Origin of the sequence: Rhizobium pantanalense (genome assembly GCF_030182525.1) — a bacterium.
GTDB lineage: Bacteria > Pseudomonadota > Alphaproteobacteria > Rhizobiales > Rhizobiaceae > Rhizobium.
Window position 1 is genome coordinate 994,713 of the sequence record NZ_JAQJCH010000001.1, and the last position, 22,358, is coordinate 1,017,070.

The 22,358-nt window shown below is 58.9% G+C and carries 22 protein-coding genes and 1 tRNA gene; 16 read left to right on the forward strand and 7 right to left on the reverse strand.

Annotated features, from left to right (window positions below):
* Positions 1-168: 168 nt before the first annotated feature.
* The gene (locus tag PH558_RS04735) at positions 169-600 is read right to left on the reverse strand and encodes a VOC family protein (RefSeq protein WP_285202467.1); all 432 of its coding nucleotides are present in this window, start codon (positions 598-600) and stop codon (positions 169-171) included.
* A 155-nt stretch (positions 601-755) separates the two neighbouring features.
* Between PH558_RS04735 and PH558_RS04740 the strand changes: the two genes are divergently transcribed.
* Positions 756-1,334, forward strand: a complete 579-nt coding sequence (locus tag PH558_RS04740; protein WP_285202468.1) for a TetR/AcrR family transcriptional regulator — start codon at positions 756-758, stop codon at positions 1,332-1,334.
* A gap of 49 nt (positions 1,335-1,383) precedes the next feature.
* Here the strand turns inward: PH558_RS04740 and PH558_RS04745 are convergent, their stop codons facing one another.
* Positions 1,384-2,328: a bifunctional helix-turn-helix transcriptional regulator/GNAT family N-acetyltransferase gene (locus tag PH558_RS04745; protein ID WP_285202469.1), complete on the reverse strand. Its 945-nt coding sequence runs from the start codon at positions 2,326-2,328 to the stop codon at positions 1,384-1,386.
* A 70-nt stretch (positions 2,329-2,398) separates the two neighbouring features.
* On the reverse strand, positions 2,399-3,118 hold the full coding sequence (locus tag PH558_RS04750) for an aspartate/glutamate racemase family protein (RefSeq protein WP_285202470.1): 720 nt from the start codon (positions 3,116-3,118) through the stop codon (positions 2,399-2,401).
* A 161-nt stretch (positions 3,119-3,279) separates the two neighbouring features.
* On the opposite strand from PH558_RS04750, the gene PH558_RS04755 reads away from it, so the two are divergent.
* Positions 3,280-3,744, forward strand: coding sequence for an Lrp/AsnC family transcriptional regulator (locus PH558_RS04755; protein ID WP_095435198.1), 465 nt, complete (start codon positions 3,280-3,282; stop codon positions 3,742-3,744).
* Positions 3,745-3,849: 105 nt separating this feature from the next.
* Positions 3,850-5,112, forward strand: coding sequence for an NAD(P)/FAD-dependent oxidoreductase (locus tag PH558_RS04760; RefSeq protein WP_285202471.1), 1,263 nt, complete (start codon positions 3,850-3,852; stop codon positions 5,110-5,112).
* A 39-nt stretch (positions 5,113-5,151) separates the two neighbouring features.
* Here the strand turns inward: PH558_RS04760 and PH558_RS04765 are convergent, their stop codons facing one another.
* Positions 5,152-6,195 carry an NAD(P)-dependent alcohol dehydrogenase gene (locus PH558_RS04765; protein WP_285202472.1) on the reverse strand — a complete coding sequence of 348 codons (1,044 nt, stop codon included), beginning with the start codon at positions 6,193-6,195 and terminating at the stop codon, positions 5,152-5,154.
* A gap of 202 nt (positions 6,196-6,397) precedes the next feature.
* Here PH558_RS04765 and PH558_RS04770 point away from each other — a divergent pair, with 202 nt between their 5' ends.
* The 3 genes from PH558_RS04770 (at position 6,398) to ilvC (ending at position 9,223) form a co-directional block, all read left to right on the forward strand.
* Positions 6,398-7,309 (forward strand): AraC family transcriptional regulator, encoded by a 912-nt coding sequence (locus PH558_RS04770; RefSeq protein ID WP_095435195.1) that lies wholly within the window; start codon positions 6,398-6,400, stop codon positions 7,307-7,309.
* Between the two features lie 199 nt (positions 7,310-7,508).
* Positions 7,509-8,159 carry a TetR/AcrR family transcriptional regulator C-terminal domain-containing protein gene (locus PH558_RS04775; RefSeq protein ID WP_095436301.1) on the forward strand — a complete coding sequence of 217 codons (651 nt, stop codon included), beginning with the start codon at positions 7,509-7,511 and terminating at the stop codon, positions 8,157-8,159.
* Between the two features lie 44 nt (positions 8,160-8,203).
* Positions 8,204-9,223 (forward strand): ketol-acid reductoisomerase, encoded by a 1,020-nt coding sequence (gene ilvC / locus PH558_RS04780; protein WP_069612460.1) that lies wholly within the window; start codon positions 8,204-8,206, stop codon positions 9,221-9,223.
* A gap of 50 nt (positions 9,224-9,273) precedes the next feature.
* Here ilvC and PH558_RS04785 read toward each other — a convergent pair whose 3' ends face one another.
* On the reverse strand, positions 9,274-9,861 hold the full coding sequence (locus PH558_RS04785; protein WP_095435194.1) for a class I SAM-dependent methyltransferase: 588 nt from the start codon (positions 9,859-9,861) through the stop codon (positions 9,274-9,276).
* A gap of 156 nt (positions 9,862-10,017) precedes the next feature.
* Between PH558_RS04785 and PH558_RS04790 the strand changes: the two genes are divergently transcribed.
* A complete protein-coding gene (locus tag PH558_RS04790; RefSeq protein WP_095435193.1) occupies positions 10,018-11,247 on the forward strand; it encodes an aminotransferase-like domain-containing protein in 1,230 nt (409 codons plus the stop codon).
* Between the two features lie 17 nt (positions 11,248-11,264).
* On the opposite strand, the gene PH558_RS04795 is transcribed toward PH558_RS04790, so the two are convergent.
* Complete coding sequence (locus PH558_RS04795) at positions 11,265-12,323, reverse strand: aldo/keto reductase (protein WP_285202473.1); 1,059 nt, start codon at positions 12,321-12,323, stop codon at positions 11,265-11,267.
* 173 nt (positions 12,324-12,496) lie between these two features.
* Between PH558_RS04795 and PH558_RS04800 the strand changes: the two genes are divergently transcribed.
* From PH558_RS04800 to PH558_RS04835, 8 genes are all read left to right on the forward strand, one after another.
* Positions 12,497-13,477, forward strand: a complete 981-nt coding sequence (locus PH558_RS04800) for an ABC transporter substrate-binding protein (RefSeq protein ID WP_285202474.1) — start codon at positions 12,497-12,499, stop codon at positions 13,475-13,477.
* Between the two features lie 17 nt (positions 13,478-13,494).
* Positions 13,495-15,189 (forward strand): ABC transporter permease, encoded by a 1,695-nt coding sequence (locus tag PH558_RS04805; protein WP_285202475.1) that lies wholly within the window; start codon positions 13,495-13,497, stop codon positions 15,187-15,189.
* Positions 15,177-16,208: an ABC transporter ATP-binding protein gene (locus PH558_RS04810; RefSeq protein ID WP_285202476.1), complete on the forward strand. Its 1,032-nt coding sequence runs from the start codon at positions 15,177-15,179 to the stop codon at positions 16,206-16,208. Before PH558_RS04805 ends, PH558_RS04810 begins: the two co-directional genes overlap by 13 nt.
* Before the next feature lie 76 nt (positions 16,209-16,284).
* Complete coding sequence (locus tag PH558_RS04815) at positions 16,285-17,280, forward strand: isopenicillin N synthase family dioxygenase (RefSeq protein ID WP_285202477.1); 996 nt, start codon at positions 16,285-16,287, stop codon at positions 17,278-17,280.
* 48 nt (positions 17,281-17,328) lie between these two features.
* On the forward strand, positions 17,329-18,444 hold the full coding sequence (locus tag PH558_RS04820; RefSeq protein ID WP_285202478.1) for an endonuclease/exonuclease/phosphatase family protein: 1,116 nt from the start codon (positions 17,329-17,331) through the stop codon (positions 18,442-18,444).
* Positions 18,441-19,178, forward strand: a complete 738-nt coding sequence (locus tag PH558_RS04825) for an NUDIX hydrolase (RefSeq protein WP_095435186.1) — start codon at positions 18,441-18,443, stop codon at positions 19,176-19,178. The genes PH558_RS04820 and PH558_RS04825 overlap by 4 nt, the downstream gene beginning before the upstream one ends.
* Positions 19,179-19,246: 68 nt before the next feature.
* Positions 19,247-20,164 (forward strand): PhzF family phenazine biosynthesis protein, encoded by a 918-nt coding sequence (locus tag PH558_RS04830; protein WP_285202479.1) that lies wholly within the window; start codon positions 19,247-19,249, stop codon positions 20,162-20,164.
* 124 nt (positions 20,165-20,288) lie between these two features.
* Positions 20,289-20,364: transfer RNA gene (locus tag PH558_RS04835), tRNA-Lys, on the forward strand.
* A 66-nt stretch (positions 20,365-20,430) separates the two neighbouring features.
* Here the strand turns inward: PH558_RS04835 and PH558_RS04840 are convergent.
* Positions 20,431-20,727, reverse strand: coding sequence for a hypothetical protein (locus tag PH558_RS04840; protein WP_095435184.1), 297 nt, complete (start codon positions 20,725-20,727; stop codon positions 20,431-20,433).
* Positions 20,728-21,321: 594 nt separating this feature from the next.
* Between PH558_RS04840 and PH558_RS04845 the strand changes: the two genes are divergently transcribed.
* Complete coding sequence (locus PH558_RS04845; protein ID WP_483314129.1) at positions 21,322-22,104, forward strand: aminoglycoside adenylyltransferase family protein; 783 nt, start codon at positions 21,322-21,324, stop codon at positions 22,102-22,104.
* Positions 22,105-22,358: the final 254 nt, after the last annotated feature.

Below are 22,358 nucleotides of genomic sequence, written 5' to 3' on the forward strand. Positions count from 1 at the left end.
CCAAGGCTTGGCCCAGACGGTAAGAAAAGCCGGCCGCGCGAAGCACGGCTCGGCAGGTTTGCCAATGTTGGTCCACACGCGCATTTTTGGCGCGTACGGCCTCAGTTCATGACACTGACCTGGTTCGCCGTGAGAAGTTTCCTGTCGGCAAACGAACCGATCGAAATGTTAAACGGGTTCATCGCCGTTGTGGCTGGTGTAGAAACTGATCCCATTGCCATCAGGATCCTGTAGCGAGAAATAATGATGGCCGTATAGCTCTCCGTCCGCGATGGCTGATGGTGAATATCCCTTATCGATCAGGCTTACCCTATAGCGTTCCAGATCCGCTTTGGCGTGGCCTGCGATCATCAGATCTAATTTTTCGCCGCTAAAATCTGGCCTCTGGCCATTGTGGCTGTTTTGCAAAGTCGCGACCTGATCATCGTCCTTTTGAAACAGTAGCAAATGCGTACCACCGCGCATTTCAACGACCGCCAATCCGGGAAATGTGCCGAACGGGCGTAGGCCTAGCCCAATATAAAATTGATAGCTTGCCTCGGTATTCTCCACTTTCATAACAAAGTGACCGAGCGCTGCGGCGGGTAAATGATTTTCCATTTTAGGTCCTTTCATCGAGTCCTAAAGGTTAGCTGGGAAGGAATCTTGCAGCACGGGTACTGTCGTGCTAATCCGACCAAATAGTCGGAAATTAATTAAGACTGGCCAGTCGGAAATAATATGCGACTGATCAGTCGGAAAATCAAGAGGTTGTTATGGCCCGGAAAAAAGAAATCGAAAGAGACAGGATTTTGGACGCGGCCGAAGCTGTCATTCTCGATTCCAACGGCCGAAATCTAACGCTTGATGCGGTCGCAGAGCGGGCTGGCATCAGCAAAGGCGGGCTCGTCTACAGCTTTGCTACGAAGGATGAATTGATATACGCGGCGCTAGAACGGGAAGTCACTCGCTTCCAGAAGGCGGTGCGTCAGCGCGTGGGCGACGGGTCCACTGGTCCTATCGAATTGGTCCTCGCGCATATTGAGGAGGCCTTTAACGAGGATGATGCCTCGACCCGAATGGCGGCCTTCCTTGTAACTGCGCTAGTTCATGCTCCGGGCATGCTCGAGCCTGTGCGGCGCCTTTACCGCACACTGCTCGATCCGCTGCGATCGAAATCGAGGGAGTTTGCCGAAGTCCGTCAGGCATTGTTGGCCGTTGAAGGTATCTTTCTGCTCCGGGGACTCGGATTTGTGGAGGTTTCCTCAGACGAGTTCAAATCCGTCTTGATCCACGCGCGCAACGTCGTCCTTGCGGCGTTGGATGGGCAGAGCCGCCAATCATCACAGCATTAGATCGCAGAGGTGGATGAAGGCTGAGAGTGGCAGCTGGGAATCTCGGGCTCTAGGAAGCAGGCTCGGGATAAAGATCGAGTTCCCAGGTCTGACCGTTCAATTCCGGGCCGAACATGCGATGTCTTTCCTCCGCCGCAAGCCTGAAGCCTGCCTTGACATAGATCGCCCGGGCCGTATCAAGAATGTCATTGGTCCAGAGCGAGAGCGTTCTGTAGCCGGCGTCGCGCGAGAAACGGATGCATTCATCGACCAGCAGCTTGCCGAGGCCGAGACCGCGTGCGGTCTTGTCGACATAGAGCAGTCTCAGCTTCGCGATGTCATCACCGCCGTCGGTAATCATGACGGAGCCCACGTTTAGGCCGCTTCGCTCGGCAATCCAGCATCGGTCCTTCTGCGGATTGAAATTCGACAGGAATTTACCGGCGACTTCGGCCACCAATCCCTCGAAGCGGTCGTCCCAGCCGAATTCTTCGGTGTAAAAACGTGCCTGGCTTTGTACGATCCAACCGATATCGCCGGGCTGATGATTGCGAATGACGGCGGGCGCTACGGTTCGATCAGGGCCAAGTGTTTCCTGTATCGCCTGCATCGCCGCGACGACGCGTTCCGGTTCGCCGATCGCGAGCTTTTCGAAATAGCCGGCGATCTGCGCGCGTGAGCGGCGGACGAATTCCTCGAACTGCGCCTGTCCCTTCTCGGTGACTTTTATGACCTGGCTGCGCGCATCATTCGCGTCCGGTGTCGTTTCGACCAGCCCATCCTCGCGGAAGCGCTTGACGATACGGCTGAGATAGGCGGGGTCGAGATGGAGGTCACGCGTCAGCGCCGAGGCGGCAACACCACCGCGGAAGCCGACTTCGAACAGCACGCGCACATCCGTCAGCGTGTAGGGGCTGTCGAGATAGGCCTTATTCAGAACGCCAAGAAAATTCGTGTAGAAGCGATTGAAGTCGCGGACGGCATCGATGGTGGTGAACTCGGCAGCGGGGGGCATGGCATCGTCTCCTCATTATAGAAGACGATGTCCATTGTTTATTGGACTCAGTCAAGTAAATTGATTGCGATCAGGCAGCGCAGCTTTTGCCGACCTTTTCATTCACAAGCGCGAAGTCCACAGCCGCTTCGGCGTGGATCGTCGTGGTATCGAAACCCGGCAGGATCAGCGCCTTCGGATCGAGGATGAGGCAGATCTCGGTGCAGCCAAGAATGACGCTGTCGGCGCCTTCCGCCTTGGCGCGCTCAATGATCGCGTTCAGCTTCCGGCGCGACTCGTCCTTGATGACGCCGGCGCAGAGTTCGTTGAAGATGATATCGTGCGTGACGGTACGATCCTCGGAACCCGGGACCATGATGGAGACGCCGTTTTCTGCCATGCGCTCGGCATAGAAGCCGTGTTCCATCGTGTAGCGCGTGGCGAGCAGCAGCGGCTTGACGCGGCCCGCAGCCTTCAGTGCAGCGGCGGTTTCGTCGATGATGTGGATGAGAGGCGCGGAAATGCGCTCGGCAACCTGAGGCGCGATCAGGTGCATGGTGTTGGTGCAGATGAGCACGCATTCGGCGCCGGCCGACTGCAGGCGCTGCGCGGCATCGCCGAGACGGTCGGCGGCATCGTTCCAGCGGCCGGCCTTCTGCAGCGCGACGATTTCTTCGAAATTGACGGAGTACATCACCAGTTCGGCGGAGGAGAGGCCGCCGAGGCGCTCGCGGACCATTTCGTTGATCAGGCGGTAATAGACTGCCGAACTCTCGAAACTCATACCGCCGATCAGGCCAATGGTGCGCATAGTGCTGTTCTCCGCTCGTGGATTTTGAATGGAGGAATAGTGCGGTGATTCAGCCGCCGCGTGTTTGCATTTTTTGAAGCCTATCAGAGTTTTGATGCAATAGTTTGTGTATTTTTAGATTTATGTGCAAAATAAAGGCGCGTGAAGATGGATTGCTGCATATGCTGGATGAACGTGATCGAAAGATTCTCGAATTTTTGCAGGCGGATGCAGGCATATCCGTGACCGAGCTCGCCGATCGTGTCGCCTTGTCGGTTTCGGCCTGTTCGCGCCGCATCCAGCGGCTTGAGGAAAGCGGGCACATTGCCCGGCGCATCGTTGTACTCGACCGCGAGAAGATGGGAGTGCCGACCACCGTCTATGCCCTCATCAAAACGGCGCATCATGCCGACGAGTGGATCGAATCCTTCCGCAAGGTTATCGGCGACATCCCCGAGATCGTAGAAGCGCATCGGCTTACCGGGAATTACGACTATATACTCAAGATCGTGCTGCCGCGTGTCGAGCACTATGACGTCATCTATAAAATGCTCGTGCGCAAGGTCGAACTGTTTGACGTTTCCGCATCGATCTCGATGGAGGAACTGAAAAGCGGCTCGTCCGTTCCAGTGGGATACGCAAGGTAGGCACAATGGCGCGTGACAGTCGCAGGGGTGCCATGCAGAAAAGATAGTTGCTGCTTATCCTTCTCAACCCTACGTTTTTCGCGAACGTAGCCATGAGGTGTTGCCATGAAGGATCATCACATTGTCGTCGTCGGAGGCGGCTTTGGCGGATTGCAGCTCGTCAACGATCTGAAAGGTGCTCCCGTCCGCATCACGCTGATCGATCGGCGCAATCACCATCTGTTCCAGCCGCTTCTCTATCAGGTCGCGACCACTCTGCTTGCAACCTCCGAGATTGCCTGGCCGATCCGCAGCTTCTTCCGGGATCGGCCAGAAGTGACAACCTTGCTGGCGGAAGTCGTCGGCGTCGATAGTGATGCGTGTGAGGTCCTTTTGAAGGACGGGCAGAAAATCGGTTACGATACGCTGGTGCTGGCGACGGGTGCGACCCATGCTTACTTCGGTCATGATGAATGGGAGCCCGTGGCGCCCGGTCTGAAGACACTGGAGGATGCGACGACCATCCGTCGCCGCGTGCTGCTGGCCTTCGAGCAGGCGGAGCTTGAAACCGATCCAGCTGCCCGCGAAGCGTTGCTGACCTTCGTGATCGTCGGCGCGGGTCCTACAGGCGTCGAGCTCGCCGGTATCATCTCCGAGCTGGCAAGGACGACGCTGCCAAAGGAATTCCGCAATATCGATACCCGCAAGGCAAGGATCATCCTTGTCGAGGCCGGGCCGCGGGTATTGGCAGCCTTTGCCGAAGACCTTTCCGACTATGCTCGCAGGGAGCTGGAGACGCTGGGCGTCGAACTCCGCTTCGGCAAGCCGGTCACTTCCTGCAGCGCTGAGGGGGTGACGATCGGCGACAGCTTCGTGCCGTGCCGCACCATCGTCTGGGCGGCCGGCGTCGAGGCGTCGCCGGCGGCGAAATGGCTCGGCATTCCCGCCGACCGCGCCGGCCGCGCCATAGTCGACAAGGAGCTGAGGGCGCCGGGCAAAGACGATATCTTCATCATCGGCGATACGGCGCTGGTCTTGCGCGAAGATGGCAGTCCGGTGCCGGGCATCGCTCCGGCAGCCAAGCAGCAGGGAGACTATGTTGCCAAGGTGATCAGGGCGAAACTGGCGGGTAAGCCGATGCCGGGGCCGTTCCGCTACAGGCATCAGGGCAGCCTGGCGACCATCGGCAAGAGTGCCGCTATCATCGATTTCGGCTGGCTGAAACTCAAGGGGTGGATCGCCTGGTGGGTATGGGGCCTTGCCCATATCTATTTCCTGATCGGCGTTCGCTGGCGCATCGCGGTCGCCTGGAGTTGGCTGTGGATCTATGTCAGCCGGCAGCACAGTGCCCGGCTGATCACGCAGCGGGAAAGCATGCGCCAAGAATAAGAAAGGGCGGCGTCCGGATCGGACGCCGCCCTTTTCGGCTTATGCCAGCGAGGCGATGTCGATCACGAAGCGGTAGCGGACGTCGCTCTTCAGCACGCGCTCATAGGCTTCGTTGATGTCCTGGATGTTGATCTTCTCGATCTCGGCGACGATGTTGTGCTCGCCGCAGAAGTCGAGCATTTCCTGGGTTTCCTTGATCGAGCCGATCATGGAGCCGGAAAGGCTGCGGCGGCCGGGGATCAGCGAGAAGGCATGGACCGGAACCGCGTGCTCGGGAACGCCGACCAGCACCATGCTGCCATCATATTTCAGAAGATTCAGATAGGCGTTCCAATCGATCGCTGTACCAACCGTATTGATGATCAGGTCGAAGGTGCCGGCGAGCTTCGTGAAGGTCTCGGCGTCGCTGGTGGCATAGTAGTCCTTTGCGCCGAGCTTGAAGCCGTCTTCCTTCTTCGACAGCGTTTGGCTGAGAACTGTCACGTCGGCGCCCATGGCGTGGGCCAGCTTCACGCCCATGTGGCCGAGGCCGCCCATGCCGACAATCGCGACCTTCTTGCTCGGTCCAGCTTTCCAGTGGCGCAGCGGCGAAAAGAGCGTAATGCCGGCGCACAGCAGCGGTGCGCCCGAATCGAGCGGGATGTTTTCGGGGAAGGAGAGGACATAGCCTTCCTTGACGACGATCGAGTCGGAGTAGCCGCCATAGGTTGGCGTCTCGCCATCGGCTTCCACGTCGTTGTAGGTCTGGACCAAGCCCGGCATGTAGTGCTCGTAATCCAGGTCGCGCGTGGCGCAGGTCGTGCAGGAATTGACGAAGCAGCCGACGCCAACGCGGTCGCCGACCTTGAACTTCGTAACCTCGGAACCGACGGCGGTCACGATGCCTGCAACTTCGTGGCCGGGCACCATCGGATATTTCGAGCCGCCCCATTCGTTGCGGGCCTGGTGAATGTCGGAATGGCAGACGCCGCAATATTTGACGGAGATGACAACATCGTCCGCGTTCGGGTCGCGCCGCTCGAAAGTGAAAGGCGTGAGCGGCTTGGACGCGTCGGTAGCGGCATAACCCTTTGCGATAGGCATGGGAGATTTCCTTATCTTTTCGGATGGGTTGGGAGTGGAATTTGGAGTGGCCCACCATGCATCAGGACCGGGCCGGAGCGTTAGAGCGATCCTGCAAGCTTTATGTACGATCCTGCGAATCTAAATGTTCGGCAGGTCTTTCGCGATCGAACGGTGTTACCTAGATAGACATCGATATCTGGTCGAAAACAGTTGGTTGCGCATGACACTGCCTTTCAATCCCAATCAGGAACTCGCATCGATCGTTGCACGTTTCGCTCCGAGCGACGGCGAACACCGCACGCCGATAGACAATCTTAATCTCTATCGGCAGTCGGCCGCGACCGTGTGGCAGCATGGGGCCTACCGGCCCTGTTTTGCAATCGTGGTCCAGGGACGCAAGAACCTGACAATCGGCGCCGAGACCTACAATTACGGGGTCGGCGAGTATATTTTGACTGCCCTCGACCTGCCGGTGTCGACGCAGGTTACCAATGTCGGCAGCGATACGCCTTATCTTTGCTTCGGCATGGCGCTCGACAGCGAACGCTTGAAGGAGCTGCTGTCGCGCGTCAGCATTCCGCGTCAGGCACTGACTGCCGAGCCTGTGCGCGGAATTGCGGTCAATGCCGCCTCGCCGGAACTGCTCGATGCCTCGCTGCGCCTGCTTCGATTGCTTGATCGGCCCGAAGATATTCCGGCCATGGCACCTTTGATCGAGCAGGAAATCCTCTATCGCCTGCTGACCGGCCCGAACGGACCTCGTTTGCTGCAGATAGCCATGGCAGAGAGCCAGACCAACCGAGTGGCGCGTGCCGTCGCGTGGCTCCGCAACAACTATACGCAGCCGTTGCGCATCGAAGAACTCGCCGAGCGTGTCGGCATGAGCGTTTCCTCGCTGCATCACCATTTCAAGACTGTTACGGCCCTGTCGCCGATGCAGTATCAAAAGCAGCTTCGGCTCCATGAGGCGCGGCGGCTGATGATCGTCGAGCGGCTCGACGTGGGATCGGCAGGTCATCGTGTCGGCTATCAAAGTCCGTCGCAGTTCAGCCGGGAATATAGCCGCCTTTACGGCTTGCCGCCGCTGAAGGATGTCGAGGCGATGCGCAATAGCGTGGTCGCGGCCGAGTAGGTGATGTTTCCGACCAATCATTTGCGTCAAGCTCTCTTGATCGGCTGACCGGCTCGTGGCAGCTGCCACCGTTTAGCAGCCTGACACGCACTCTCTTTTTAACGCAGTGCAGCAACGAATTCCGCTTGACGACTGCATTGGTGTCCTGCATAAAGCGCCACGAACCGTACCGTACGGTACGCATTTGGGAGTGGCCATCGTGCTGAGCGAAGTAGGACAGTCGAGCGAGTTTTCGCCGCGCCAGAACGCGGTTCTGGAACAGGCGCTGCGTCTGCTCGTCGACGGCGGCGAGAAGGCGCTGACGACCTCTGGCGTCGCGCGCGCCGCCAATTGCTCCAAGGAAAGTCTTTACAAGTGGTTCGGTGACCGCGACGGCCTGCTGTCTGCGATGATCACCTATCAGGCCAGCAAGGTGCGTACGTTCGAACGCAATGGCGAACGGCTGAATCCGGCGAGCCTGCATGATCATCTCGTCATATTCGCGCGTGATCTGCTCGAGGTTCTGGCTGGCGACGTTTCTCTCGCCTTGAACCGCCTGGCGATCGGTCAGTCGAACCGCGACGGCTCGAAGCTTGGCAAGCTACTTCTGGAGCGCGGGCGCCGGCAGATCGACCGCCGTGCCATCGGTCTCATCGATGCCGGCAAGCGCGCGGGGTTGCTGCGCTTTGCCGATGCGGACGAGGCATATCACACGCTTTATGGGCTCATCGTCTCCGATCTGCATGTGCGCATGCTGCTCGGTGAGCCCGGTTTGAAGGATACGAGCCGTCAGGCTGAGAAAGCGGTCACCGCTTTCCTCCGGCTTTACGGCACGGAAAAAGTATTGGCGGAAGCAGCAGCGGCCGTCTGACAATTTAAAATCTGCACCCAGACAAGCAAAGGGAAGGACAAACAATGCGCGTCTATTACGATCGTGATGCCGATCTCAACCTCATCAAGTCGAAGAAGGTCGCCGTCATCGGCTACGGTTCCCAGGGCCGCGCGCACGCGCTGAACCTGAAGGACAGCGGCGCACAGAACGTTGTGATCGCGCTCAAGGCCGGTTCTCCGACTGTCAAGAAGGCCGAAGCCGACGGCTTCAAGGTCATGACCGTTGCCGAAGCTGCCGCCTGGGCCGACCTGATGATGATGGCGACCCCGGACGAGCTGCAGGCCGACATCTACAAGTCCGAAATCGCTCCGAACATCCGTGACGGCGCAGCGATTGCTTTCGCCCACGGCCTCAACGTTCACTTCGGCCTCATCGAGCCGAAGGCTTCGGTCGATGTCGTCATGATCGCTCCGAAGGGTCCGGGCCACACGGTTCGTGGCGAATACCAGAAGGGCGGCGGCGTTCCCTGCCTCGTTGCCGTTCATCAGAACGCTTCCGGCAACGCGCTTGAACTCGCGCTCTCCTACGCTTGCGGCGTCGGCGGCGGCCGTTCGGGCATCATCGAAACCAACTTCCGCGAAGAGTGCGAAACCGACCTCTTCGGCGAACAGGTCGTTCTCTGCGGCGGTCTCGTCGAGCTCATCCGCGCCGGCTTCGAAACGTTGGTCGAGGCTGGCTACGCTCCGGAAATGGCATACTTCGAGTGCCTGCACGAAGTGAAGCTGATCGTCGACCTGATCTATGAAGGCGGCATCGCCAACATGAATTACTCGATCTCGAACACGGCCGAGTGGGGCGAATACGTCACCGGTCCGCGCATCATCACCGAAGAAACCAAGGCTGAGATGAAGCGTGTCCTCAAGGACATCCAGACCGGCAAGTTCACCTCCGAGTGGATGCAGGAATACCGTTCGGGCGCAGCCCGCTTCAAGGGCATCCGCCGCAACAACGACAGCCATCAGATCGAAGAAGTCGGCGCCAAGCTGCGCGGCATGATGCCGTGGATCGGCAAGAACAAGCTGGTCGACAAGTCGGTCAACTAAGCTTTCGGCGAGAGCCGGATTGGAGGGCCGGGGTGAAAGCTCCGGCCTTTCTATTTGCGAGCCTTGACGTAGAGCCATCTTGTCGGCTCGCCATCGAAGCCGCTACCATCGGCTTCGGTCATGGTGATGTTCTTCCATCCGCCAGCGCTCAACATATCCCGAAGCCATGAGGTCGACGGATAGTTATAATAGCGTCCGAACTTGTCGTGCCCCTCTGCTTCACCCGCCTTGAAGCTGGCGTGAAAGATGCCGCCCGTTTTCAGGGCGCGCAGAATGCGATCGAAGACATTCGGCAGGACGGATCTTGGAACATGCAGGAGGCTGGCCTCCGCCCATATGCCGTCGAAGATTTCGGTCTCATCCAGGGCTTCGAAGCGCATGACTCGAACGGGCTTGCCAAGAAGCTTTTCCGCCTCTCTCGCAAGTTCGGCGGAGCCATCCGTGGGCGTAACGGCGAAGCCGCGCGAGAGCATGTAGCCAGCATCCTGGCCACCGCCGCAACCCAGTTCGAGGATGGTTGCGCCTGCGGGCAGGGCGGCCAGAAAGGCATCCAGCCTCTGGCGCGGCAGCCGGCGTTCGCGCGCTGCGTAGATGGCGGCGTTGTCGGTATAGAAGGACGAAGTCGGGTCGGTGCTCATGCTGACTGTCACTCGTTTTTTCATTCGAGACACCACTGCTAGCAGGAAAGACTGACAATATCTGTCACCATGACAAACAAAATAGGTCAGCATTATTGACTTATCTTTTGTTGCGTGATCTTGTGGCATAAAGACCAAAAATTACGAGGAAGCCCCATGTTGAATTGGGAAAATATCTTTGCGACGCGCTCGAGCCGCATGCGCGCCTCCGAAATCCGCGAGCTGCTGAAACTCTTGGAGCGGCCGGATATCATCTCTTTCGCCGGCGGCATTCCCGATCCCGCATTGTTTCCGGATGCCGAATTCAAGCAGGCCTATGCCGATATCTTTTCCGGCCCGACGGTGAATGCAGCGCTGCAATATTCGGTCAGCGAAGGCTACAAGCCACTGCGCGAATGGCTTGTTGGCCAGATGGGCGCGCTCGGCATTCCCTGTGAGCTGGAAAATGTCTTCATCGTTTCCGGTTCGCAGCAGGGGCTCGATTATCTCGGCAAGCTCTTCCTGTCGCCGAAGGATACGGCGCTTGTGACAGCGCCGACCTATCTTGGCGCGTTGCAGGCTTTCAACGCCTATGAGCCGACTTATGATCAACTGACGCCGAACGGCAATCGCACGCCGGATTCCTATCGCGCTGCGGCTTCGCAGGCGGGTGGCCGGGTGAAGTTCGCCTATCTCTCGGCCGACTTCGCCAACCCGACGGGCGAGACGGTCGATCTGGCCGGCCGCAAGAAGCTGCTCGATCTTGCCGAAGAGCTGGATATCGCTGTCATCGAAGACGCCGCCTATCAGTCTCTGCGCTATGATGGCGAGCCGGTCGCGCCGATCCTGGCTCTGGAAATCGGGCGCAAGGGCAGCATCAACGACACGCGCACGATCTATTGCGGCAGCTTTTCCAAGACGCTAGCGCCCGGCCTTCGCGTCGGCTTCATCGTCGCTAATGCGCCAGTCATCCGCAAGCTCGTCTTGATGAAGCAGGCGGCCGACCTGCATTCCTCGACCATCAACCAGATCGCGATCCATCAGGTCGCCGAGCGCGGTTTTGATGCGCAGGTTGCCAAGGTCCGCAAGACCTATAGCCACCGCCGCGACTGCATGCTGGCGGCGCTTGCGAAATACATGCCTGACGGCACGAGCTGGACGAAGCCACAAGGCGGCATGTTCGTCTGGATCACCCTGCCGAAGGGCATGGATGGCGCCAAGCTGCTTGCACGGTCTCTCGAAACGGCGAAGGTCGCCTTCGTGCCCGGTCAGGCGTTCTTCGCCGACGGTTCTGGCGCGAACACCTTCCGTGTCAGCTTCTCCTGTGCCAATGACGAGATGATCGAAGAAGGCATCTCGCGCCTCGGTAAGCTGATTGCAGGCGAGATCGGAGCGATGGCGGCTTAAACCGCCACTCCCGTTTTTTACTTCGCCAGATGTGGGCCGATCAGCGCCAGATCGGCCTCGCTCAGCCGATCGCTGGCCGTATTGCGCTGGTGCCAATAGGGATACATCAAGGGCTGCAGGCTGACGTCGTCGAGCCGCTTGCGCTCCTCGTCCGTCAGCTTCAGTTCGGCACTTGCGAGGTTATCCTTGAACTGGGCTTCGGTGCGGCCGCCGATGATGATGGAGGTCACGCCCTTGCGGCCGATGAGCCAGGCAAGCGCCACCTGAGCGGCCGAAACGCCGCGACCGTCGGCGATTTCCACCAACGTATCGACGATATTCCACAGGCGGTTTTCATCGCGGATCGGCGGTTCCGTCCAGCCGGCGAATTGGCGCGTACCTTCCGGCGTCGCTTGATTGCGGCGATGCTTGCCGGAGAGCAGGCCACCGGCAATCGGACTCCAGACGAGAATACCAAGGCCTTGGTCGATACTAACAGGTATCAGCTCGTTTTCCGCGTCGCGTGCTTCGAGCGTGTAATGGATCTGCTGGCTGACGAAGCGTTCACGCTTGTCGCGCTCGCTGACGCCGAGCGCCTTCATGATGTGCCAGCCGGAAAAGTTCGAGCAGCCGATATAGCGGACCTTGCCCTGGCGAACCAAGGTGTCGAGCGCTTCCATCGTCTCTTCCAGCGGCGTCTGTCCGTCCCACTCATGCAGCTGGTAGAGATCGATCACATCGGTCTTCATGCGCTTCAGGCTCGCCTCGCAGGCCTGGATGAGATGCTGGCGGGACGAGCCGGCATCGTTGACGCCCGGCCCCATCGGGAAGCGCGCCTTGGTGGCGATGAGCACGCCGTTCTTGCGCGGGCCACCGATGATCTCGCCGAGAATCTCCTCTGACGCGCCTTGCGAATAGACATCGGCGGTATCGAGCAGATTGACGCCGGCATCCACACACATGTCGACAAGCTTCTTTGCTTCTTTGACGCTGAGATCGCCGACGGTTTTCGCCCAGCCGACTCCGCCGAAAGTCATGGTGCCCATGGTGATGGTAGAAACTTTGAGGCCGGAGCGGCCAAGCAGGCGATATTCCATCGATCTGTCCTCCTCGATCCCGTCTGAAATACGTGCGTCAAGAAATAGCGCCAGAGAAGAATGGTCAAGATTCAATCATCATACGAACGGCAAATCTATTCAAATTCAACTGTCACAATCATGTTAAGCCCTGCGTCTAGACAACCTCCTACAACCTAGTCGAGGACGTTTTCATGAAGACCTTTGTTTCCGCCTTTGCCGGCCTGTTGGCCATTGCCCTTTTCTCCGGCAGCGCCAATGCTGCCGATCTCGTCCTCTATACCAGCCAGCCCAATGCCGATGCGCAGGCGACTGTCGATGGCTTCATGGCCGCCAATCCTGGCATCAAGGTCGATTGGGTTCGTGACGGCACGCCCCAGATCATAGCCAAGCTGCAGGCCGAAATGCAGGCCGGCGCTCCGGTTGCCGATGTCCTGCTGATCGCCGATACGGTGACGCTGGAGCGCCTGAAGGAAGCCGGCAAGCTGCTTGCCTACAAGTCGCCGGAAGCCGCGAACTACGACCCGTCGCTTTATGATGCCGACGGTTATTACTATTCGACCAAGCTGATCACGACCGGCATCGTCTACAACACCGCGGCCCCGATGAAGCCGGCAAGCTGGCAGGATCTGGTCAAGCCCGAAGCCAAGGGTCTTGTCGCCATGCCGAGCCCGCTTGCCTCGGGCGCCGCTCTCATTCACGCGCAGACGCTCGCTGGCGTCGGCAGCCTCGGCTGGGATTACTACAAGAACCTTGCCGACAACGGTGCGATCGCCTCGGGCGGTAATGGTGCCGTGCTCAAGTCGGTTGCTTCCGGCGAGAAGGCCTATGGCATGATCGTCGACTACATGCCGATCCGTGAAAAGGCCAAGGGCGCCCCGCTTGAGTTCGTCTTCCCGAAGGAAGGCGTTTCCGCCGTAACGGAACCGGTGGGCATTCTCGCGGGCACGCAGCATGCCGATGCTGCCAAGAAGTTCGTCGATTATGTATTGTCTGAAAAGGGTCAGGAAGGGTTCCTGAAGCTCGGCTATATCCCGGCCCGCAACGGCACGCCGCTGCCGGAAGGTTTTCCGGCACGTGACAGCATCAAGGTTTTGCCGTTGAATGCCGCCGATGCTCTCAAGAACACGGATCAGGACCTGAAGACCTTCTCCACCTATTTCAAGTCGAAGTAATCCGACCCGGATCTGGAATGTACTCATATGTGCGTAGAGGAAACAGCCAGCCGGCCTGGCTGTTTCCTTTTGTTGTTGCCGTCGTGCTTTTGCTCAGCGTCCTGCCGCTGGCGCGGCTGGCGCTTGCCGGCATGGAGGCGCTGCTGAGAGGCGGCACCTATGAGCTCATTACCGATCCGGCTCTTTGGCGCTCGGCCTGGTACACGATCGAAACGGCCGTGCTCGGCACCATCGTTTCCGTCTTGCTCGGTTGCCTTTTCGCATTCCTGCTGACTTTGACGGATCTGCCGGGCAGGCGGATGCTCGGCTTCCTCTTCGTGCTGCCGATGATGATCCCGCCGCAGGTGACGGCGCTCGCCTGGGTGCAGATGTCCGGGCCATCGAGCCCCTTGCTGAAAGCGCTGCATATCGCGCCGCCGCTCGGCTCCCCGCAGCCACTCTACTCGGTCGGCGGCATCGCGCTGCTTTATGGCGTTCAGCATGCACCGCTGGTTTATCTGGCGCTGCGTACCGGTCTGATGGCGCTGCCGCGCGATGGGGTCGAGGCTGCAAGGCTTTCCGGCGCGTCCGGTCTGCGTGTCTTCCGCGATATCATCCTGCCCTTATCACTGCCCGGTGTCGTTGCAGGCGCTGCGATTGCCTTCGTCTCGTCCATCGGCAATTTCGGCATTCCGGCGATTCTCGGCATTCCCGCCTCGATCTATACCTTGTCGACCCTGATCTTCACGAAGTTCTCCAGTTTCGGACCGAGGACATTCGGCGATATCGCCGTGCTCTCGTCGATGATCGCCGTCATTGCCGTTGCCGGTCTTGCCGTGCAGGGCAGGGCCTTGAAAGGGCGTGACTACCGCGTTATCGGCATTTCGGGCGCGACGGCCGCATTTTCGCTTGGCCGCTGGTGCCTTCTGGTGTTGTCGGTGCTCTATGCCATCCTGTTCGTCATGCTCGTCGCTCCCTTTCTGGCTCTGCTCGCAGGCGCGCTAGTACCGGCATACGGGGTGCCGCTCGCCTTCAAGACGGCGTCGCTCAACGCGTTTACGGAAATTCTGTTTCGGCAGAGCATAACGCGCACCGCCTTTTCCAATTCGCTGTTTCTGGCGGGCACGACGGCACTTGGTCTCCTACTGGTGACAGTGCTTTCAGCCTATGCACTGACGCGGCGCAAGGACGCGCTCAGCCGCATCGTCAGCGGCATGATCGAGATCCCCTATGCGCTTCCAGGCATCATCATCGCCGTCTGCTTCATTCTGGTATTCGCAGCACCCTTGCCGATCCTCAACGTCACGCTTTACGGAACGATCTGGATCATCCTGCTTGCCTATTTCTCCGCCTATTTCGCCGTCAGCCTGAAGCCGGTCATGAGCGCCTTCCTGCAGCTCGATCCGGCACTGGAGGAGGCGGCGCGACTTTCCGGAGCCGGCTTCTTCCGCCGCTTGATCGATATCATCGTGCCGCTGATCGCGCCGGCGGCGGGCGCATCGGTGATCCTTGTCTTCCTCATCGCCTGCAACGAGCTAACCGTTTCGGCGCTGCTCTGGTCGGCCGGCACGCAGACGCTCGGCGTCGTTATCTACAATCTCGACGACGGCGGCAGCGCCGATCTTGCCTCGGCCATGTCGGTCATCGTCATCGCCATGGTCGTCGTCATGATGGTGCTTCTGGAAATCATGGCCAAGCGCCTGCCGAAGGGAGTGGTGCCTTGGCGAAGCTGATCCTCAATCATGTCAGCAAGGATTTCGGCACGGGCGGCCGCGCTGCCGTCAATGCGTTGTCGCTCGATGTCCGTGAAGGCGGCTTCCTGGCGCTGCTCGGTCCCTCGGGCTGCGGCAAGACGACCGTGCTTCGAATGATCGCCGGTTTCGAGCAGCCAACCGATGGCTCCATTCATCTCGGCGAACGGCTGCTTGCGGACGCAGTGAATATGCTGCCGCCGGAGCGGCGCAACATGGCGATGGTGTTCCAATCCTATGCGCTCTGGCCGCATATGAACGTCGCTGACAATGTCGGTTATCCGCTGAAGGTACGCGGCATCTCCGGCGAGCGCTACCGCGAGAAGGTGCGCGAGGCCTTGGCGACGGTGCGCCTTGGCGATTATGCGGAACGCCGACCCGCGGATCTCTCCGGCGGTCAGAGGCAACGTGTGGCGCTGGCTCGCTGCCTGGTGACATCGCCAGATGTTGTGCTGCTGGACGAGCCGCTCGCCAACCTCGACCGCCATTTGAAAAAGGAGATGGAGGAGACCTTTCGCGAATTCCACCAGCGCTCCGGCGCCACCATGGTCTATGTCACGCACGACCAGAGCGAGGCGATGGCGCTTGCGACCGACGTCGCCGTCATGTCCGAAGGGCGGCTGCTGCAGGTGGCGCCGCCGGCGGAAATCTATGCGCGCCCCGAAGGCAAAATGGTCGGCGGGCTTGTCGGGCAGGGGGCTATTCTATCGTTGCCCTTTCCCGACGCCGGGCCACGCCGCATCGACTGGCCGTGCTTCCGAGGCATCTGGGACAATCAGGCAGGCCGCTCGACGAGCGCGGATATCCTTGTGCGCCCCGAGGATGTGGTTGCCGATACGCAAGGCATTTCCTGCAAGGTCGATTCCGTTCTCTATGAGGGTGAGCGCTATGCGCTGAGGCTGTCGATGCCGGATGGACAGGTGCTGCGCGCCTATAGCCGCGAGGCTGTTGCCGTGGGCGATGATTATCGGGTCGTGATCCGCTCCGCCTGGCGGCTTTGATCGGTAGGGGACAAGATGGTTGTTCCCCGTCGCCTCCTATGCTTGATTTGCTCGACGTCACGAAGGGGAGTCGCGCATGTCCGATCATAGCTTTCCGATTTTCGATCTCGGCGCTTTCGAAGCCGCCGATCATGACGAGAAGAAGCGGCTCGGTGCGGAGGTGGATCGGATATGCCGCTCGACCGGCTTTCTGGCAATTGCCAACCACGGTGTCGCGGATGCCGTGATCGCCGAAGTCTGGAAGAAGACGCAGACTTTTTTCGATCTACCGCCTGAGATGAAGCAGAAGGCGAAAACGCTCTATCCCGGTTACCCCTACGGCTATCTCGGCCCGGGCACTGAGGCGCTTGCAAAATCGCGGAACGTGGACACGCCGCCGGATCTGAAGGAGAGCTTCAATGGCGGCCCGCTTTCCATTCCTGCGGGTATGAGCGATCCGGACGCGCTCGGCTTCTGCTATGCCGCCACCATCTGGCCGGAACGGCCTGATGGATTCGTGGAGGCGTGGAAGGCTTATTATCGGGCGATGGAGGATCTGGCGGCGCGCATCATGCGCGTATTTGCCATCGCTCTCGGCCTCGATGAACATTTCTTCGATCCTCACGTCGATGCGCCGATCAGTGCGCTGAGGGCGCTGAATTATCCCGAACAGCATGTGCCACCGCAGCCGGGCCAGCTTCGCGCCGGCGCGCATACCGATTACGGCAGCCTGACGATCCTCCTGCCGCAGCCCGGCTCGAAAGGACTAGAGATCATCGCTCCTGATGGCAACTGGACGCCGGTGCCCCCGGTGGAGGGGGCTTTCGTTATCAACATCGGCGACCTGATGGCGCTCTGGACCAACGATCGCTGGGTGTCCACGGTGCATCGTGTCGTCAATCCGCCGCCGGAAGAGGGCGGCATGCAGCGCCGCCAGTCTCTGGCCTTCTTCCACCAGCCGAACTGGTTTGCCGAAATCGCCTGCCTGCCGTCGTGCCTGAAGGAAGGCGAGGAGCCGAAATATGCTCCCGTTCTTTCCGGCCCGTATCTGATGGGCAAGTTCAAATCGACGGTAACAGCCAAAGCCGGATGATGCGAGCATAATAAGCCGGCTCACATTTTTCTTAAACTGGAATGCTTCATGTCCCTGCGTCTTGCGACCTTCAATGTCGAAAACCTTCTGACCCGTTTCGATTACACCGGTTTTCGCAACCAGTTGCGCCAGGATCGCGTTCTGCAGCTCTTCGATGTCCGTAATGAAGAGATCTATCAGCAGCTGGAAGCGGCGCGCGTGATTGCGGCGACCGACGACACTAGGCAGATGACGGCGCTGGCGATCGCAGACGCCGATGCCGACATCATCTGCCTGCAGGAGGTCGACAATATGGCGGCGCTGCAGGCCTTCGAATACGGGTACCTCTACCGCATGGTCGGCAACGGCTATCGCCAGAAATTCCTGATCGAAGGCAATGACAGCCGCGGCATCGATGTCGCGGTGATGATGCGCGAGGAGACGCACGACGGCCAGCCGATCGTCCTGAACGATATCAAGAGTCACGCCATGGTGACCTATGGCAATTTCGGCCTTTTCAATGACGAGCTTGCGGAGCAAGGCCTTCATTTGGAGGACAAGATCTTCAAGCGCGATTGCCTGGAGCTGCATCTCCATATCGGTGGCGTGCCGTTCTCGCTCTATGTCATCCATCTGAAATCGATGGGACCGGCACGTGAAGGCGTGGATGGACGTCATGCGACCATGGCGATCCGCCGGGCCGAGACGATGGCGGTTCGGCGCATCATCGAAGATCGTTTCGGCGCCGGCCACACGGCGACGAAGAACTTCGCCATCTGTGGCGATATGAACGACTATCAGGAATGGATCGATGTCATCGGCACACGCCGCACCGGCTATCGCTTCGAACCGCGCAGCGAGGAGAAGGGGAGCGCACTCGATGTCTTCAGCCATGATGGTTTTGCGGAGAACGTCGTGCGGCGGCGCGACGAGCTTGACCGCTGGACGCTTTACCACGCCCGCGGACCGCAGGAGCAGCGGCTTTGCCAGCTCGATTATATCTGGCTTTCTCCGGCGCTGGCACGCGCCAATGCAACGCGTATGCCCGATATCATCCGCTCGGGCCAGCCTTTCCGCACTGTTTTCCCACCGGGGCAGGAGGTGGAGCGCTATCCGCGCGTCGGCTGGGATAGGCCGAAGGCCTCCGACCATTGCCCCGTCGTCATGACATTGGATTTGATATGACCCTCTCAGAACAGAACGACATGGCCGGCTGGCCGCCGCAAAGTACCGTGTTCCCCATCTCCAGCATCGACCTTACGGTGTTTCCCGGCGAACATCCGTTTCACATGCGCGAGCAGGAGGCGGCGCGGGAAAATTGGGCAAGGGAAATTGCCGCCAATCCATCACTCTATGACGGTCGCATGATCTTTCAGCACAGGCTGTCGCTTACGGGCGGTGCGGTGAAGGGGGAGGCCTATGTAACACCCTTCTCGACATTTCTCTTGTGGCGAAAGCAGCGGCAGCCGGGAGCGTTTCACCTTTTTGCCTTTCCCGTCATCGTATCGTCGGACGGAGCGATCATCGCGATACGCATGGCCGCCCATACCGCAAATCCTGGTCAGGTCTATTGCGCCTCGGGATCGATGGATGAGAACGATATCGTCGACGGGCATGCCGACGTCGAAGGCAATATGCGGCGTGAGGTGTTGGAGGAGACTGGTCTCGATCTACGTGATGCCACTCCGGTATCCGGATATCACGCAATGCATATAAGGCGCTCGATCACGCTTCTTCGTGTCTTCCGTTTTCCATGGACGGCCGAGGAGATGCTTCGGCGGATCGAGGCGCATATGCTCGTTTCCGAAGAGGACGAGGTCGATGGCGTGGTCGCTATTCGATCGGCCGACCCAACGGCGCATCCCTATAATATTGCGATGCTTCCGATTCTCGCCTGGTTCTTCGACAGCGACAAATAGCTTGGGCTTGCGCTGGAGTCGCTTGCCGTTATGAATATTCAAGTCTGGAAGCATGGATGGAGGCCGGATTGGCACGCAGCTACAGTGTCTATGATGTGTTCACCGACAGCAAACTGGCGGGCAATCCGCTCGCGATCATCTTCGATGCCGAGGGGTTGAGCGACGAGGCGATGCAGGCGATCGCCCGGGAGATGAACCTTTCGGAGACCGTATTCGTGCTGCCGTCGCAAAATCTCGCGCATACGGCGAGCCTGCGAATATTCACGCCTGGTCGCGAACTGCCTTTTGCCGGGCATCCGACCGTCGGCACGGCGATCGCCTTGGCGGAGAAGGCTCATGCCAATCATGGCGGGGATCTCGATCTCGTTTCCGTCCTCGACGAGCGCGTCGGGCCGGTGCGCTGCGCCATCAAGCTGAGACAGAACAAGACGAGCTTTGCGGAATTCGATCTGCCGAAAAAGTCGCAGGAGATTCTTCTGCCGCTCGACAGGGCCGATATCGCCAATGCGCTCAGCCTGAAGATCACCGAAATCGGCTTCGAAAACCATGTTCCCTCCATCTGGAGTGCCGGTGTGCCGTTCCTTCTGGTGCCGGTGCATGATGTCGGCGCGGCGGAAAGGCTGGAATTCGATTTGCAGCTCTGGGAAAAGACGGTGCCTTTCGTCGACGGCGCGCTTGCCTCAGCCTTCATTTATTGTCGTGGCGGCGTCAATCACGTTGCCAAATTCCACGCGCGCATGTTCCCGGTGGGAATGGGTATCGTCGAGGATCCGGCGACGGGAGCCGCAGTAGCGGCGCTGTCCGGTGCGATCAATCAGTTCGACGCCCTGCCGGATGGACATCATCCGGTCATCATAGAGCAGGGCATCGAGATGGGGCGGCCGTCGCTGATTCATCTTCACCTGGACATCGATGGCGGCCTGATCGCCAATGCCCGCATCGGCGGCCAAGCGGTGCGTGTTGCGTCAGGAATTCTTGAGCTTTGATTTTATTGCGTTTTTGGCCACCTCTGAAATTTTTTTGACAAAAAAACAAAGAAAATTCGTCTGGCCGCTGGACAATCAAACCGATCCTATTTATATGCCCGATCACGCCGCCAGCAAGCGGTACGGGTGATTAGCTCAGTTGGTAGAGCAGCTGACTCTTAATCAGCGGGTCGTAGGTTCGAGCCCTACATCACCCACCAAAAACTCCTTGAAATCGTTAGGCAATTTGCAACGTGCTGAGGGTTTTCGGCTGTCAAGGCTGTCGGTCAATCGGAGAGCCTGCCCAGCAGAAGGCCGGTAAATAGACCGAGTAGCGCCGTCACGATCAGGACCGAACTCGTGGCTGTCGGATTTTCCCTTGCGGCCTGCACCACGTTCCGGCCCTCGGAGCGGGCATTGTCCGCGATGCTTGCAACTTTTCCTCTTGCCGAAGAAAGAGCCTCGTCGGCACGATCCGAGGCGCTGTCGATGCGCCTTGCCAATTCGGTGGAGAGCTTATCGATCTGGCTGCGGAGCTCGTTGATCTGAGCGTTGATATCCTTGTCCAGCGAGACGTCGGCCATGGTGTTCTCCTTGATAGGGGGAGTGCCTTTAGAAACGAACAGAGGCTTGCTTTGGTTCCCGCCCATCGTGGATTGGTGTCTGGATGCCGGAGTCTGCTAAACGGGAATGGAATTGATGATCCGCTGCCGGAAGAGAAGGCCCGGTTCAGTGCAGATGCAACAGAAATGCCGTTGGCGCGGTTACCGACATCGTGAAGAGAAATAGGGATAGCCCGTATTTCAACCTTCTCATGCGACGTGTCTTTACGCCCTCCCAGTCGTAACTCATAAGTATATCCTCTTTGCTTCATGTCTTATCGATGTCGAGAAATATCCCAGGAATTGTTTGCGCGAAGCTTGTGGAACATTTTTCCTAAATCGATGAATAGACGTGTCGGATTACACAATCCAACGCTGCAATCTTAGCCTAGATTTTTGCAAGTATAATCATGAAACCTCACTCTCAAAGCAAAAGGACTTTGATCCGGCTCCTTTGGGATGTCTTGTTAGATCGCTGCTTTTTGGTTTGACGATTACGAAGATGAAGAGCTTGAGTTGGGGCTGCAAAAGCGGCTCTTCGATCGTTATATCGGGATGATCGCGATCGGAGATTGCATGCGAACTGCAACATCGGAAATTCCGGCGGAAGCCCGAGCGGCTTTGGCAATTGCCAAGGAAGTTTTCAGCGACCACCTGCGGGCCGTCTATCTGCACGGATCGGCGGTCGCGGGCGGATTGCGTCCGCAAAGCGATGTGGATGTTTTGGCAATCATCGATCTCCCGATGACCGATTTCATGCGCAAACGCCTGCTTGCTCGTCTGCTGGCGGCTTCGGGTCGTCACCCAGTCCGGGCTGGTGCATCACGCTGCATCGAGCTCATGGTGTTTCTAAAGGATCATCTTTCAGCACCACCTTTTCCGGGATGTAGCGAGTTTGTCTATGGTGAATGGTTGCGCGACGGCTTCGAGGCCGGCGCAATCCCTGAGCCTCTCTGTGATCCGGACATCACGCTCGTCCTAGCTCAGGCGCGGCAGCAGGCTCTAACGTTATTTGGTCCGCCTCTTGATGATCTTCTTGTTGAAATTCCGCCTGGAGACGTACGGCGCGCTATACGGGAGGCGCTGCCGGCCTTGCTTACCAATCTGCATGGAGATGAGCGGAATGTCCTGCTGACACTCGCGCGTATGTGGAGAACGGCGGCGACTGGGGAATTCGTCAGCAAGGATCTCGCCGCCGAATGGGTCATGCCGCGCTTGTCCGAACACGTAGCCCGAACGACCATGCAGCTCGCTCGCGATGCCTATTTGGGGGAAATACAGGATGATTGGAGGGTTCGACGGGAGGAGGCTAGCCACGCGGCGACCTGTCTGCATCGGCAGATCCTGTCGTTGCTATAGGCGACTGCCCATATGAGCCGACCACGTCGGACTGATGGCTTTGCCAGCTGGTTCAGCTGCGCGCTTCAAGTCACGTCAGAGATGTTCGCCTGACGGCAATGGCCATCGCTTTCGACCGTATGCGGTCAGTGCTTCTTATGAACGCCTTCCATGACGCTAAATACAAAGATCGCAGCCAGAATGAGCATCAACGTATAGTCGAACGCGGTGAGCAGACGAAATAGTTCCATGATGTTTCTCCTCCCACAGAGAAC